The sequence below is a fragment of the Nitrospira marina genome, assembly GCF_059568365.1.
Map to the genome: position 1 here is coordinate 708,236 of NZ_JCANTH010000001.1, position 14,904 is coordinate 723,139.

13 protein-coding genes are annotated in these 14,904 nt (G+C 48.2%); 9 read left to right on the forward strand and 4 right to left on the reverse strand.

The window, feature by feature from the left end:
* Positions 1 to 22: 22 nt before the first annotated feature.
* Positions 23 to 1,789 carry a fatty acyl-AMP ligase gene (locus tag LX98_RS03050; protein ID WP_496427489.1) on the reverse strand — a complete coding sequence of 589 codons (1,767 nt, stop codon included), beginning with the start codon at positions 1,787 to 1,789 and terminating at the stop codon, positions 23 to 25.
* A 217-nt stretch (positions 1,790 to 2,006) separates the two neighbouring features.
* Entirely contained in the window at positions 2,007 to 2,450 is a 444-nt protein-coding gene (locus LX98_RS03055; protein ID WP_496427490.1) for an HIT domain-containing protein, read from the reverse strand.
* 392 nt (positions 2,451 to 2,842) lie between these two features.
* Between LX98_RS03055 and LX98_RS03060 the strand changes: the two genes are divergently transcribed.
* From LX98_RS03060 to LX98_RS03070, 3 genes are all read left to right on the forward strand, one after another.
* The gene (locus LX98_RS03060; protein ID WP_496427491.1) at positions 2,843 to 3,577 is read left to right on the forward strand and encodes a sterol desaturase family protein; all 735 of its coding nucleotides are present in this window, start codon (positions 2,843 to 2,845) and stop codon (positions 3,575 to 3,577) included.
* Between the two features lie 99 nt (positions 3,578 to 3,676).
* A complete protein-coding gene (locus LX98_RS03065) occupies positions 3,677 to 4,801 on the forward strand; it encodes a GNAT family N-acetyltransferase (RefSeq protein ID WP_496427492.1) in 1,125 nt (374 codons plus the stop codon).
* A 27-nt stretch (positions 4,802 to 4,828) separates the two neighbouring features.
* A complete protein-coding gene (locus LX98_RS03070) occupies positions 4,829 to 5,638 on the forward strand; it encodes an NTP transferase domain-containing protein (protein WP_496427493.1) in 810 nt (269 codons plus the stop codon).
* Between the two features lie 98 nt (positions 5,639 to 5,736).
* Here LX98_RS03070 and LX98_RS03075 read toward each other — a convergent pair whose 3' ends face one another.
* Positions 5,737 to 6,456 carry an NTP transferase domain-containing protein gene (locus LX98_RS03075; protein WP_496427494.1) on the reverse strand — a complete coding sequence of 240 codons (720 nt, stop codon included), beginning with the start codon at positions 6,454 to 6,456 and terminating at the stop codon, positions 5,737 to 5,739.
* Positions 6,457 to 6,489: 33 nt separating this feature from the next.
* On the opposite strand from LX98_RS03075, the gene lptF reads away from it, so the two are divergent.
* The 6 genes from lptF to LX98_RS03105 all read left to right on the forward strand — a co-directional run bounded on the left by lptF (position 6,490) and on the right by LX98_RS03105 (position 13,099).
* Positions 6,490 to 7,575, forward strand: coding sequence for an LPS export ABC transporter permease LptF (gene lptF, locus LX98_RS03080; RefSeq protein ID WP_496427495.1), 1,086 nt, complete (start codon positions 6,490 to 6,492; stop codon positions 7,573 to 7,575).
* 96 nt (positions 7,576 to 7,671) lie between these two features.
* Positions 7,672 to 8,742 carry an LPS export ABC transporter permease LptG gene (lptG, locus tag LX98_RS03085; protein ID WP_496427496.1) on the forward strand — a complete coding sequence of 357 codons (1,071 nt, stop codon included), beginning with the start codon at positions 7,672 to 7,674 and terminating at the stop codon, positions 8,740 to 8,742.
* Positions 8,743 to 9,032: 290 nt separating this feature from the next.
* Positions 9,033 to 10,238 (forward strand): CDP-alcohol phosphatidyltransferase family protein, encoded by a 1,206-nt coding sequence (locus LX98_RS03090; RefSeq protein WP_496427497.1) that lies wholly within the window; start codon positions 9,033 to 9,035, stop codon positions 10,236 to 10,238.
* 107 nt (positions 10,239 to 10,345) lie between these two features.
* Positions 10,346 to 11,311: a diacylglycerol kinase family protein gene (locus tag LX98_RS03095; protein WP_496427498.1), complete on the forward strand. Its 966-nt coding sequence runs from the start codon at positions 10,346 to 10,348 to the stop codon at positions 11,309 to 11,311.
* Positions 11,312 to 11,316: 5 nt separating this feature from the next.
* Complete coding sequence (locus tag LX98_RS03100; protein ID WP_496427499.1) at positions 11,317 to 12,270, forward strand: hypothetical protein; 954 nt, start codon at positions 11,317 to 11,319, stop codon at positions 12,268 to 12,270.
* A gap of 244 nt (positions 12,271 to 12,514) precedes the next feature.
* Positions 12,515 to 13,099 carry a hypothetical protein gene (locus LX98_RS03105; protein ID WP_496427500.1) on the forward strand — a complete coding sequence of 195 codons (585 nt, stop codon included), beginning with the start codon at positions 12,515 to 12,517 and terminating at the stop codon, positions 13,097 to 13,099.
* A 534-nt stretch (positions 13,100 to 13,633) separates the two neighbouring features.
* Here LX98_RS03105 and LX98_RS03110 read toward each other — a convergent pair.
* Positions 13,634 to 14,638, reverse strand: a complete 1,005-nt coding sequence (locus LX98_RS03110; protein ID WP_312643727.1) for a polyprenyl synthetase family protein — start codon at positions 14,636 to 14,638, stop codon at positions 13,634 to 13,636.
* Positions 14,639 to 14,904: the final 266 nt, after the last annotated feature.

Consider the following 14,904-nt stretch of genomic DNA (forward strand, 5'->3'; position numbering starts at 1 on the left):
GTCTGAGGAAAGGTGCCTGGTTTTAGGCAGACCTAGCGGTGGTAGACAAGTGTGTAGTTACCTCTTCCCACTGAATGCGGGTGAGGAAGTCCGCTTTGGCACGAGATCGAGAGAGTTTTCCAGATGACGTCCGTGGAAGTGTCCTTGGTGGGATGAGTTCAATGTAACATGGAATAGACAACTCTTTGTGCACTAAGGAACGTAGGCGTTGAACCAAGTCTTCTCGTTTTTTGTTATCCATTTCGCGACATTGAACCACCATGATCGCGATCTCATGGCCGTCTGGTGTGGAAACGGAAAAAGCGGATGAATCACCTGGTCGTACTTCCGCCTGTTGCTCTGCCATGAATTCTAAGTCCTGAGGCCAGATATTTCGGCCATTAATGATAATCATATCTTTGGAACGACCAATAATGACGAGGCTGTTTTCGACCCAATAGCCGATGTCGCCCGTATTGAGCCAGCCATCGGTGGAAAGAACCTCCTGGGTCAAGATGGGATCATTGAAGTATCCCGTCATGGTGCTTGCCCCACGAACAAAAATAATTCCACTTTCTCGTTCATTAACGACCTCTCCCGTCATATTTCGAATTTCGACTTCATATCCGGGGAGAGGAACTCCGCAATTGACAAATTTGCTGCATCGAGCCTGCTCCTCATCAGTCGAGAATGGAACAAAGGGCATGGCTAGTCTGTTATTGGAAAGCTGATTTGCGTCAACTCTGTCGACCTCGAGGCCTTTGTTCAAGGGAGCAAAGCTAATTGCCAAAGAGCATTCAGCCATCCCATAGCAGGCCAGAAATGCTTCTGGTTTAAACCCGCTGGTCTTCAGAGTTTTGGCAAAACGTGAGAGACTATCGGCACGAATGGTTTCTGCTCCGGCACCGGCAATTCGCCAAGAGCTGAGATCATAGTGTTCATTAAAATCTTCGCCCAGTCTTCGCACGCAGAGCTCGTATCCAAAAGAGGGGCTGAATGAAATTGTCGCCCGACTCTTCGTCATTAAATCCAGCCACTGACGCGGTCGCATGGCAAAATCGCGTGTGCTCAGATAATCAACTGAAAGCTGGGAAGCGATTGGACCAAGAACGAATCCGACCAATCCCATATCATGGTAGAAGGGAAGCCAGGAGACGCAACGATCGCCAGGTTGAACCTGTAAGCCATGCTGAATGATTCCGGAGAGATTGGTCATCACGGCCGCTTGGGTGACCTCGACCCCTCTGGGCCAACGGGTGCTGCCGGAAGTGTATTGAATATAGGCTAATTCTTGAGGCTCAAGTGGGCTGAGGGGACCTTGAACTTCTTCTAGTGAGGCAAATGTTTCGGGCCCTCCAATGAGGACCAGGTTCAACCCGGTTGCTGCTTCCTCCAAAAATGGCAAGAAGCCTTCAGGTGCCATGGCGATAGAGGCTTGGCAGCTATCGAGGAGCCGTCTAAGTTGGGTGACGTATGCCTGATGCCCCCCTAAGTGCAATGAAATCGGGAGAGGAACTGGAATCAGTCCCGCATACTGACAGGCAAAAAAGAATCGAATGAAATCTGGGGTGGTATCAGCAATGAGAGCTACCCGAGCCCCTCGTGATAATTCCAATCCGTTCAATCTTCTAGCAAGATTTTGCGCCTGTTGTTTCAGATCGGCATATGTCAGGACGTGGGTGAGTTTGCCCCTCCCTGAATAAAAATTACAGCCGGTTTCTCCTGCAGCCGCATAGTCAAGGGCCTCTGAAAGGGTGGAGAAATTCCCATGTTTTAGTCTGAGTTGGTGATGAGTTGGTGTAGCGTTCATTCTATCTCAAGGATTAAAGGCAGCATTATTCCCAATTGTTTGCTAAAAAGCATTTAACTAAGTAAGCAATTGCAATGCCATTATTTTTTGTTGGTTAATTGCTAAGAACGAAGGAAAAGTGAAAACAAATTTTTCTATTCACATTAAGTTGTAGTAAAAAAACCGCAAATTGAGTCTATTTTGCAACACACTTTATAAGGTTTTTAAGTATTTACAACTAGACGTTGAACTCGTGAATCCAGCTATTTTTGAGATGACTTAAAATGTTTTGATATACCTCTTCCGATATGTCATTCGCATTTTTAAGAAGTGGTGGCCCAGGCCATCCGTGGTCAAGGAATTGCTGTTGAGAAAATAATCGAGGTGTGTCATATCGGGGAATGACATGAAAATGAACCTCTGGGTCAACCATCATCAACATGAGGTAATTTATTTTGCTATAGGCAAATGTGCGTGAGACACTCGCCTCAATCTCACTTATGATCTTTGGCAGTTCTGTAAATGCCTCCGCACTAATTTGGGAAAATGCGGTAGCTTCCTCTCGACAAATTAAGACCAGTGAGCCAAGGGTTACCTGTTGGGGGCGTAAGAGCACAACCCAATGGGAAAACTCTTTGAGGCAGGCGTTTGGATACCCAAATTTTTTCATCGTGGTGTTCATGAGCACGCCCTTATACCCAAAGAGTTATCCTTGTGTCTATGAGGCAATGGAGCCCTCCTCGTTCCCATAGGCCTATGTTGTCATCCTGTGCGTCACGTCGAAATATAGCACAGCTTTTGTGTCAGAACGGGGTTTCAACATTATCATGTGGCAAGGTTAGGCATTGAATCCAAAGAGGAGTGAGTCAGGTGTTTGTGCATTGCTGAGGGAAATTAAGGATTTTGTCCATGATTTCTGCAGGCTTCCAATTGGAGGTATGGTTTTAGAATTGGGTATTCTTGTGGGTTCTTCTGAAGGTTTCTATAATCGGTGTATGGGAAATTCCCTGGCGAGTTTGGTGAGGGTGGATTGATGGCAATGGACAAATGCAGATAAGGGATGGAGGCTCTAGGGTGTTAACCAGTCAATGGTATCGTGAAAAATATCTCCTTGATCGCATGACGTTTCGCGATCTGATGTGGGCGTACGTCCTATACCCAAGTATTCAAATATATGCGGTGTTATTGGCTTGTAGTCTTATCGGGGCCTTCGTGCTTTTCCCTTATTTCCCTGTCTCGCCATTGCGTGTGGCAGGAAGTATCGTGGGGACTCTGGTGGCTTACCCATTCGTGGAATATGCTGTACATCGGTTTATTTTACATGGGCGATATCTCTATCGGTCGCCATGGACGGCAGCTTTGTGGAAACGGATTCACTATGATCATCACCAAGATCCCAATGATTTGCAGGTGTTGTTTGGAGCAGGTTCAACCACCCTGCCGACGATTGTTGTGGCCACCTTCCCCATCGGAATGAGTCTTGGGGGCTGGGTAGGGGCTGCTCTTTCTTTTGCGACAGGATTGGCGTGTTTTATGGTGTATGAACTCTGCCATTGCATGCAGCATTTACGTGTGAGTCCCAAGAATAGATTTTTACGGCGGGTCAAGCGACACCATTTACTGCATCATTTTCATAATGAAAAAGGAAACTTTGGCATCACGAGTCTGTTCTGTGATCGGATATTCGGAAGTGAGTATGGGAATGCCGAAGACGTTCCGTTCAGTCAGACTGTTTCCAACCTGGGATATGCGGATCAGGAACGATCCCACTATCCCTGGGTGGCCCAACTATCCGAACAGAAGCCATAAGAGACGCATGGCCATTCCGAATAGTGACCCTCATTTCGGCTCACGAATCCAGTTTCCCTGGACTCGAGTGGTGTTCCAAGATGGGTGGGGAAAGGCGTTTTGATTCGTGTTGAACCGGTCGCCGACCGGGCCGCCTTCAAAGAATTTATTCGTCTTCCCTGGAAATTGTACGACTCAGATCCTCATTGGATTCCTCCTTTATGGCTTGAGCGGCTTCATACTTTTTCCCCGAAAAATCCGTATTTTCAGCATGCTCGTTGGCAATGTTGGCTAGCCTATCGCGGGCAGGAACCTGTTGGGCGAATCTGTGCTCAGATCGACGACCTGCATCTCGGCAAATATCAGGATCAGACGGGGTTTTTTGGCTTGCTTGAAGCAGAGGAGGAGGACAGTGTCTTTCAGGCGCTGTTCCAGACTGCCGAAACCTGGCTTCAGACTCATGGAATGACGAATGTTCGGGGGCCGTTTAATTTGTCCATCAATCAGGAATGTGGTTTGTTGGTCGATGGATTCGATTCGCCGCCCATGATTATGATGGGCCATGCCAGACCTTACTACGCGCAATTGGTTGAACGAAATGCCTATGAAAAGGCCCAAGACCTTCTAGCCTATCGGATTGGAATACATTTTAATTTTCCCCCGGGAGTGTCCCTGTTTCTCAAAAAGGCGAAAACCTCGATGCGCATTCGTCCGTTACGGCGAAAGCATCTGAAAGAGGATTTGGCGATTATCAAGGATATTTTCGAAGAGGCCTGGTCAGACAATTGGGGGTTTCTTCCATTTACCGATGCTGAATTTGCCGAGATCGGCCAGCAGCTTAAGCTTTTGGTCGAAGATGATTTTGTGCAGATCGCTGAAATCGATGGAGAGCCGACGGCGATGTTGGTTGCCTTTCCCAATATTCATGAGGTCATTCGAGATCTCAATGGGCAGTTGTTCCCATGGGGGTGGCTAAAAATCTTATGGCGATTGAAAGCTACCTATCCGCGGTCGGCTCGGGTTGCCTTAATGGGAGTGCGTAAACGATTCCAATCCAGTCCCATCGGGGCGGCGATGGCCTATGGGTTGATTGAAGCTGTGAGAGAAGCTGGCCTTCGTAAAAATATCCAGCAGATCGAAACTTCCTGGATTTTGGAAGGGAACAAACGCATGCGTCACATCCTGGAATCACTCGGAGCCGAACCATACAAGACCTATAGAATTTATGAGAAGCATCTTCAATGATCGCAGATATCTGTTTCATGAGGACATATGGGACTTGAACACCAATCTGTCACGGCTCTGGTATTAGCTGGTGCCAGAACCGGTCGAGACCCAGTGGCCCGGATGGCAGGGGTAGCCAATAAGGTTCTGGCGCAGGTTGGTGGGGAACCTATGATCTCCCGTGTATTAGAGACCTTAGCCCAATCGGACGGAGTGGGAAAAAGAATTTTATGCGGGCCTTCCTGGGAAACGGTCCAAGATAATTCGTTTTTACGGAAATTGATTGCGTCAGGAGCGGTCCAGTGGGTGGAACCTGCACAGGGTCCGAGTCTCAGCGTTGCGAGGTTTCTCAATGATCATCCTCAGGAATTCCCTGTCCTGGTCACGACGGCGGACCATGCCCTGTTAACACCAGAAATGGTTAATTATTTTCTGCGTGAAGCCCAGGATAAGCAGATGGATGTGGCCGTAGGTCTGGTGCCGTATTCCCTGGTTGTGGCGTCCTATCCCCAATCCAAGCGAACGGTTACTCGACTGACGGGCGGAGGGTTCTGTGGATGCAATTTATTTGTTCTCTGTACACCAAAGGCTAAGCGAATGGTGGAGTTTTGGAGCCGGATTGAGCGTGAGCGCAAGCATCCCCTTCGCCTGATTCGAACGCTCGGGGGGCCGGCTTTGGTCCGCTATGTGCTTGGTTGGTTATCCCTTGCGGAAGCCCTGAGACGGCTGGGGCAAAAGCTCGATCTTCATGTGCAAGAAGTGCTGCTTCCGTTTCCTGAAGCGGCCATCGATGTGGATACTCCTGAAGATCTTTCCTTAGCGGAAGAAATCTTGGCGAAACGACAAGAAACCTTCTAGGAGGGAATGGTTGTATGGTACATCGCAGGTGTTGGCAGATCCGAATTTCGCAACAATCAGCTAGCGTGAGCAACCAATGAAAGGGATTTTCGTGATTGCTAATCTTTGAATAAACGTTCCGCTTGTTCTAAATCAGAAGGATTGTCGATCTCAGCCCACTTCAACCCTTTGATGCAAAAGGTCGACACATGACCTTGTTGGGCTAATTCGTCGATGAGTGATAAATACCATTGCTTGAGCGCCTCCGGTTTGCGAATTCGTTGGTCTAACGTGGAAAGAAAGATTTTAGGTCCATTGCCCTGAAATCGTATCATGCCGATGGACTCTCCGTTCACCTGTTCGATGGGCAGGGTTTTGCCAATTCGATCCAATTGTGAGCCACGTACGATGACTTTCATGTCGTCAGCATCGTAGCGAATTTTCTCATCGGTCACTAAGGTGATGGAAGTAGAGGGAGCCTGCAACAGACCATCAAGAACGGCTGCTTCAAATAGGGTATCCCCATTTATTAAAAGGAAATCCTGACTCATGTCGTCCCGAGCCGCCCAACAGCTCATCAAATTATCTGCCATTGCAAAAAATGGATTATAGATGGTGCGGACAGAGCCAGAGGCAATTTCGTCGGTTAAAAGAGCTTCAACCTTTTCAGCTCCAAATCCGACCACAATGTGAATGGAATCGATTCCCGCGCGAAGGAGTGCTTGGATTTGCCGTTTCACAATGGGTAGGCCATTGACAGGAACGGTACATTTGGGTTTATCGGCCGTGTGCGGGAGTAACCGTTTTCCCTGGCCAGCACTTAATATTACGGCTTTCATCGTTGCAGGTCTCCTAAGTATGAGATATTCCATGTGCACCGTTGGGCTGAGGGTCGTGTGATGTTAGTCAAATATTTAATTCGCGAAGTCCTGAAGCCATCAGCCGTAGTCTGTGGACTTTTAGTGGCGTTATTTGCCGGATATAGTTGGGTCACATTTTTAGCCAAAGCCGTCAATGCCCTGTTGCCGGCAAATATGATTCTCACGTTAATTGCGTTAAAAGTGGGAATCGCGCTTGAAGTCCTCATTCCCATTTCGTTGTATTTCGGCGTTATTTTGGGGTTTGGCCGATTATATACCGACTCTGAAATGAAAGCCTTTATGGCGTGTGGTGTTAATCCATATCGGATCCTCCTTACGGTTTTTTCCCTTTCCTGTTTGGTGGCTGTCCTTGTCAGCATCTTTTCTTTATATCTGCGTCCATTGGCCTATGAAGAAATTTATCGATTAAAAGATGAAGGAGAGGCTGGATTTCGTTTGAGCAATTTGGATGCCGGGCATTTTTATGAACGACGTAATGGATCCTTGGTTTTTTTCGCAGAGGAAATTGATGAACGTCACCAAAAATTAAGTGAGGTGTTTGTTCAAAGTGAACATAGAGAGACGTTGCAAGTCTTTTCAGCAAAGACAGCTCAAGAGCAACTTGATCCCCAAAGTGGCATCTCGATTCCTGTTCTCTTTGATGGGTTCGAATATAAACTGACAAGGGAGGGGGAGATCAAGCACATTTCTAGTTTTTCACGGATGGCGATTTATCCTCGGGAGCTTGTGGCGGAGTATAAACGCAAGGCCGAATCCACCAAAAATTTACTAAAATCTGATTCTCGCAAGGATATCACAGAACTGCAATGGAGGTTTTTAGCCCCTTTTTCGGCTATTCTCATGGGGCTGCTGGGAGTGCCGTTGAGTCGCGCTTCACCGAGGCAGGGCAAATACGCCAAAATTTTCACAGCGACGGTAATTTTTTCAGTCTATTACTTTACGGGGCTGATGGTGAGAAATCTTGTTGAACAGGGCATACTCCCCATTATTCCGGGACTTTGGTGGATTGTTATTGTCTTTGGAGCCTTATTGGCATATTGGTTGGCGCCCTCGCGATTCACCCGAGGCATGTCCTAAAAAATCCCGGTTTCATACTCTCTCACGATTCTCAGACTTTTTGAACAGAGGCAGTAAGTAGGAAATGGCGTATCTGGCGGGTTTTACGATAATTTCATGAAAATTCTCAATCGGTATCTGGCGGTCAGTTTACTGAAAGGGTATTTTCCTGTGCTGGCCATATTTTTGGCGGTCTTCAGTTTAATCGTATTTGTTGAAGAGCTGGATGACGTGGGTAAGGGGCGCTATACCTTTTGGAGCGCTGGTGAGTTTTTATTGCTGACCCTGCCAACCCGGTTGGTGTTTCTCGCCCCGTTTGTGGCGTTGTTAGGGAGTATTATGGCCTTAGGGAGCCTTGCCAATGGCCGGGAGCTCATCGCGATGCAGGCCGCTGGAGTTTCTCCCTACCAAATTGCCGGGGCAGTGATGAAGGTTGGAGCATGTTTTATTTTACTCGTGGGCTTTCTTGAAGAGGTTGTCAATCCCCCCCTGGACCAGGAGGCCTATTTTAAGCGATCAATGGCATTGTCGGATTCTGGGGCATATAAGGGAAAGCAGGGCTTTTGGTTTCGTGAGGGAAGACGCTTTATCAGGATTCATCAGATTCGCTACGGAGAGAGTCCCCAAGGCCTTGATATTTTTGAATTTAATGATGCCGGACAATTAGATTTCTATATGCATGCTCAAGAGGCAGAAATTGTCAATTCTCAGAAATGGATTCTGAGAAATATCAAAAAGCAGGTCATTCACGGATATAGTGTTTCCCAGGAGCAGATAGAGAGTCTGGAATGGGACTCTCCGCTTAAACAGAATGAAGTCCGGTTATTGACTCTTCCTTCTTCCACATTGGCCCCTTCCGAGCTTTACCAATACATGAAAATCTTAAAACGAAAAAAACAAAATTTTCTGAGATATGAGTTAAGCTTTTGGGACAAAATTTTTATGCCCTTGAATACCGGGCTTATGATCTTGGTGGCCATCCCGTTTGTTTTCGGTCCCTTGCGAATGTCTGCAGCGGGAAAGAGGGTATTTATTGGATCCCTGGTCGGTCTGGGGTATTATTTGATGATGGAAATTTCTAAGCATGTTGGGATTCTGTTCGGAGCCTCTCCTCTATTAACCACGGCCGCTCCCTTCCTCCTGTTGTCTCTTGTCACTTTTGTGTTGTGGCGGCGTTATCTCAATTGAAAAGTAGTGGAAAGTAGGCATAGAGATCGTGCATGATCAACGGCTATTTCGTTCGCTATGGGTGTCTGGTAATGGTCGATGTTATGTATAGGTATTTCTTTGATGAGGTATAGGCAAGTTGCATACGAATTCAGGCATATGCAAGTGGGATTTGTTGAAATGAATGCCGATTGCAGCCATAGACGGGATTATGGTCGCAATCATATTTGAAACGGTCAGTTAATAGGATGGGAAAATCGGTCGACTGTATTATTGATTAATGTATAAGGGGAATAAGGCGTGGTAGTTCAATGACTGTGTCTGCATATATTATCAAGGATCCGAATATCCGTTTGTGGAATTTGACCTCTCGTATCCGGTATCAACGCATGTTAAGTCGATTGGGGGTTGGGAATTTTCTCAATAATCTCAACGACCTTCCATCCGATCATTCGCTTCTGATTATGAGAGGGGACTATTTATTTGATGCGCGAATATTCTCCTTTCTCTTAAAGCAACCCAATGTTGTTCTGGAAGTTGAGGCCCAAACCGGATTATGCCCGGTTGTGGCTCATGTGGATTCCTCCTTGGCTGTCGCAACGTGTGATGGGATTCAACAAGAACACACACGAGATGTTGCAAACCTACAATCTGTGACATTGCAGGATCTTTCGATTTCCTTTTCCAACGAATTGCGAAAAACTGATCATCCCTATGTGTTCCCCATTCGCGAAAATAACCGTGTGGCTTTGGAAGAACATTTATTTACGGGATCGTATAAAGGCGTCACTGATCTGGTGACGAAGTTTCTTTGGCCCGTTCCGGCCAAATGGGCCACCCGGCTTTGTGCGCTTTGGGGGATTTCGCCTAATCAGGTAACGTCGCTGAGCTTATTACTTGTTATTGCAGCAGGCGTGTTGTTCACTTTTGGGCAGTTTTTCTGGGGACTTGTCCTGGGCTGGATCATGACGTTTCTCGATACGGTGGACGGAAAACTAGCGCGAGTAACGGTGACCTCCAGTAAATGGGGGAATATTTTTGATCATGGCATTGATTTAATTCACCCTCCACTTTGGTATTTAGCTTGGGGAGTGGGTCTCACCGCATTTGCCCCTTTGCTCTCCTGGTTGACGGTGGAAACCACCATTGCAATCATTTTGATCGGATATGTGTTGGGACGCATGGTTGAAGGAATTTTTCAATGGTGGTTGGGGGGATTTGTCATCTTTTGTTGGAAACCCCTGGATTCCTATTTCAGGCTTGTCACGGCCCGGCGTAATCCTAATCTTATCCTCTTAACAGCCAGTCTTCTTTTTGGACGTCCTGATTTGGGCTTGGAGGCTGTGGCCATTTGGACGGTGGGCTCAACCCTGATTCTAATCGCGAGACTTCTTATGGCGGGTTGGGGGAAAGCCAGGATGGGTGGCCTCACTTCCTGGTTGGCTGAGATCGATCCAGTCAATCGAAATTCCCTGGCGGTGAGAATGTTTACTAATCCTCCGGTCACGATCAAATGATCTTTCATGTGGACTTTACAGATCTTTACGTCTTGCCCCTATTCCCCAATGTCAATAATTCCTATTTCATCCTTGCCGTCGCTTGAGGTCGGTTGGACTGGTCTACGATGCATGTGGGGATCCTTCATAATTCGTTGAGTGGTCGTAATAGGCGGAAGCCGGACCTTTTTCAAGAAATTTACACCAAATACCCAGAAGTGCAGCGGGCTGAGGTCAACACGCCTGCAGATATCCTAGAATCGCTGAAGATGTTTGCTGACCGTCAGGTGAATTGTGTGGTCGTCAATGGAGGGGATGGGACCATTCAAGCCACCCTGGGAGCTTTGTTTCATTATCGTCCTTTTGCTGTCATGCCCCGGTTGGCTGTGTTGCCCTCAGGGACGGCTAATCTGATTGCGGGGGATGTGGGTTTAGGGAAATTTGAGCCAAACACGCTTGACCAATTGTTAGTACAGGCCGAAGCCATGACTCCGAGATTATCGTTTGAAACACGACCGGTTCTTCGTATTCGATTTCCAGAAAACCGCGAGCCCCTGCATGGAATGTTTTTCGGGGCCGGAGCCATTTATCATGGGACCCAACTAGGCCTCGAAACCAAACAGTCGATAGGCCGGTTAGGGGAATGGGGGGCAGGGTTGATTCTGTTGAAATTTTTATTGGCGTTGGCCACCGGGTCCCGAAAAGGATTGAATCCGATCACGGTGGGTGTGGCAACTGGAGAATCAGCACCTCTCCAGCATGAGTATTTAGTCTTGCTGGTCACCACCTTGAATCGCTTATTTTTAGGGATGAAGCCGTTTTGGGGCAAGCAATCCTGGCCTTTACACTATACGAGTCTTCGAGTGCCGTACCGCTATTTGTGGCGTGTCTTACCAACCTTGTTTCGTGGAACGACGCATCCTTTAGCAACGACAGAACATGGCTATGACAGTGAAAACCTCTCAGAGCTTCGCTTGGTGTTTAACAGTGGATTTGTCTTGGATGGCGAAGTGTACGCCTCTTCCATGCCTGAAGAGCCTCTAACCCTGGATTCTCCCGGCGAGCTGTCATTTGTCAGGCTGAAGACCGAATAACTGTTATGGACGGTTCTCTATCAGTCCTCGAAATCGTTAGCCAACCGAGCACTCGACCCATTCCTGCGTCCATTCAAGCAGCGGGAAATTTTCTGGCTACAAAATACGGGCAGGCGGTTCAAGGAATCTTATTGTATGGCTCGTGCTTGCGGGCGGGAACGGATCAGGACGGATTAGTGGATTGTTATGTCATTGTGGATCAGTATGCCTCGGTCTACCCGTCTATTTGGTTAGCCCTCCTCAATCGTTGGCTCCCACCGAATGTGTTCTATGGAGAAGTGAACCTGGAAGGGCGAATCGTTCGTATGAAATATGCCGTGCTCTCGTTAGAGGATTTCGAGCGAAGTGTGACTCCAAAGTGGTTTCATTCATACTTTTGGGGGCGCTTCGCGCAGCCGACGGCTGTGATGGCATGTCCGAACCAAGCGATGAGTCAACGAATTATCTTAGCGCTGGGCAGGGCGGTCTTAACCTTTTTGGGGAACGTGATTCCGCGAATGCCACAAAAATTTTCTGCCAAGGATGCATGGAGTATTGGTTTGACCCTCAGTTATGGCGCCGAATTGCGTGCCGAATCAAAAGGGCGAATTGTAACATTGTGGGACAGTAACCACGCTTATTATGAACAAGTCGCCCATGCGACCTTTTTAGGAAATTTCCCAAAGATCAAGGTCATTCAGCGGGATGACATAACTATGTATGAGATGGAACATTCCAGGTGGGAATATATCAAGAATCGCATAGCCTGGGCTGTTCGAAAAGTTCAGGGGAAGGTGTTATCTGTTTTGCGGCTTATGAAAGCCGCCTTTACGTTCCAAGGGGGGGCGGACTACCTTATCTGGAAAATCGAACGGCATTCCGGAGTGAAAATTGAATTGACCCCCGCTCAGCGGCGACATCCCATTTGGGCCGGGCTCACGACATTCTGGCGTCTTTATCGCCAAGGTGCCTTCAGGTAGCTTGCGTATTTAATTTCCGATCAATATCTTAAAATGCCGGGTCTCGGCCCGGCAGCCGAGCCACTTTTGTTTCGACAAAAGTAGCCAAAACCATGTTGGCCGTGGTGTGGCCCTTCGGGTCCCCTGCGCGGTTCGCCGACTCCGGCGGCGCGCAAACTCGCTGCGCTCAAACACTGCGCGCCTTTTCTCCGGTGTCGGTTGCACTGCTCGGCCACACCACGAGGCCAGGGGAGACTGTGAGATAATGTCCCTTACTTATGGCGGGCCAACTCGCTCCGCTCAGACAAGTCCCACCGATTTTTTGACCGTCCACCCATGGGGCCGGACGGCAGGCGTGACATCTGAAATGATGAAACGATGTCTCGCATGTACGATTGTAATCGCTTTGCACTTCCCAGCGATTTCGTGGGCCAAAACGTACCCGGAAATCACCCTCGATAAGTTATTGACATCATCACAGCAGTTGGCCCTGGGTATCACCAAGTTAACCCCCGAAGAGAAGGAGGCGCTACGTCTAGCTCTAATCCAGACCTTCCGCAACGGGTTCGATTTCGGCAAGGCTGAGGGCGCCAAGGAAACTGTTAAGCAAGCGCCGCCGAGCCGAGCAGTCCCCAATGTAATCAAAAGCCAGATCGATGGAGATTTCGAGGGTTGGGAAGGAGAGACGATCGTTAAGCTGTTAAACGAACAAATCTGGCAGCAGACGGAATATTGGTATCATTATCACTATAGCTTCATGCCCTCGGTCCTAATCTACAATCAGGGTGGGTCTTATAAGATGAAAGTTGAAGGCATAGATAAGGCCGTTGGAGTCGTACAACTTAGGTAAGCCCGATCCGTTAGGTGATAGATCAAATGACTATGAACTAACACACCAAGCCAAAAATATTACCGAATACCCCATTCTGTTATATGGATTGGTAGTTGAGATCCTTCCTGTCCATTTTTTGAGCCAAAACTGGAACTCGCAATTTGCTCCGCGCCTTCGGAAAAGCGCCTGTCAGCCACTTCATTCATGGTGTGGTGTTCATTTGTTTACGACGCCTGCTGTCCGACCAGGGGGACGGGCGTTCTTCTTTCTTGGCGGGCCTTGTCTGAGCGCAGCGAGTTGGACCGCCCTTCTTTATCCCGCGACCGTCCTATTCTGATGAGGTCGGACTGGGCGTCAATGGTTTTGGCCACTTTTGCCGAAACAAAAGTGGCTCGACCGCGGGGGCGAAACCCGGCATCCTCAAAAATCGCTCGGACATGGTCATTATGATAAACGAGTGAGACGTGTTTTTTAAAACAACGTTGTGTGATATTTAAAAGCTAAATACGATGGATTTCCACTAAAAACCAGCAGGAATGTCAGGGGGTGATGCTATTGGTCGCGGTTGACCATGTAGCAGGCGGTGATAGAGAGAGAGCGTTTGGCCATGCAGGCGGGGAACGGTTCAAGGTCGAGGGCCGCGGCTTCTACGTATTCTCGCGCTCGAGCAGTGGAATAGGACAGAGAACCTTGTTTCTGCATTAATTGGATGATTTTCGTGACGTCCTCATCCTCTATGGCATGTGCTAAGATCTTTTCAGTGATCCATTGGTTGTCTTGAGGGGAACAAGTCTGGAGAAGGTGAAGTAGGGGAATGGTAATCATACCCTGGCGAATATCCTGACCAAGGGCTTTGCCGAGCTTTGCACGATCTGCGGAATAATCCAAGCGATCATCAGCCAATTGGAATGCCATTCCAAGATGGTAGCCAAACCGATAGAGGGCGGCTTGTTCTTCTATCGAGGCACCTCCCACGATCGCCCCGACCTTACAGGAGGCAGCGACCAGGGCAGCAGTTTTATATTCAACAATTTTGAGATAGGCGGCCTCCGAGAGGTGGGGTTGACTGTTGGCGCAGAGTTGAAGGACTTCCCCTTCTGCCATCTTTCGGCAAGCATCCGCTAAGGCTTCGTTGATACCATGGTTGTGAAAGGTGGCAATTAGGGCCATGGCCTGGGAATATAAATAATCCCCCACCAGAATACTGGCTTGATTGCCCCAGATTTTTCTCGCAGTGGGTTGTCCCCGTCTAAGATCGGCTTCGTCTAACACATCGTCATGTAGCAACGTGGCCGTATGGATAAATTCGACGAGACTGCCCAGCAACAAAAAATCTTTTTGAAGAAATCCACAGAGGCGGGCACAGAGAATCAGGAGCAGGGGGCGGATGCGTTTTCCTCCGCTGGCAAAGATATGCCCAGCGACGGTATTGATGAGGGGGGCATGCGATTCCAGGTGTGTGGTAATTTGGCTTTCAACCTCAATGAGGTCCGGCCGAAAGGCTTCCCACACATCCTCCATGGACTCCAGGTCTCTAAGGGCTGGTTCCTGATGCATGGCGGCGATACTAGGGGCTAGCCTGTGGATTGTCAAGCTGAACCATAGCTTGGAAATCAATCAGCATTTTTTGAAAACCCGCATGCATGTGAGGGAAATATTGCGTACCGGAAAATGGATCGTCTTGACAGATTTTTTGACCATCCATTAATCTTGTCGTTTACAATTTTGTTTTAGACTTCCCTTTTCTTCCGTCGCTCTCCGGGACCACACAACGACACCATGGCCCATAGAGACTCTATTAAGGGGTAGCGTGCCTTAATCTC

Bases quoted from the DNA above. Each gene is read 5' to 3' on its own strand.
- LX98_RS03050 (WP_496427489.1), bottom strand. From the start codon at position 1,789: ATGAACGCTACACCAACTCATCACCAACTCAGACTAAAACATGGGAAT.
- LX98_RS03055 (WP_496427490.1), bottom strand. From the start codon at position 2,450: ATGAACACCACGATGAAAAAATTTGGGTATCCAAACGCCTGCCTCAAA.
- LX98_RS03070 (WP_496427493.1), top strand. From the start codon at position 4,829: ATGGGACTTGAACACCAATCTGTCACGGCTCTGGTATTAGCTGGTGCC.
- LX98_RS03075 (WP_496427494.1), bottom strand. From the start codon at position 6,456: ATGAAAGCCGTAATATTAAGTGCTGGCCAGGGAAAACGGTTACTCCCG.
- lptG (WP_496427496.1), top strand. From the start codon at position 7,672: ATGAAAATTCTCAATCGGTATCTGGCGGTCAGTTTACTGAAAGGGTAT.
- LX98_RS03090 (WP_496427497.1), top strand. From the start codon at position 9,033: ATGACTGTGTCTGCATATATTATCAAGGATCCGAATATCCGTTTGTGG.
- LX98_RS03095 (WP_496427498.1), top strand. From the start codon at position 10,346: ATGCATGTGGGGATCCTTCATAATTCGTTGAGTGGTCGTAATAGGCGG.
- LX98_RS03100 (WP_496427499.1), top strand. From the start codon at position 11,317: ATGGACGGTTCTCTATCAGTCCTCGAAATCGTTAGCCAACCGAGCACT.
- LX98_RS03105 (WP_496427500.1), top strand. From the start codon at position 12,515: ATGTCCCTTACTTATGGCGGGCCAACTCGCTCCGCTCAGACAAGTCCC.
- LX98_RS03110 (WP_312643727.1), bottom strand. From the start codon at position 14,638: ATGCATCAGGAACCAGCCCTTAGAGACCTGGAGTCCATGGAGGATGTG.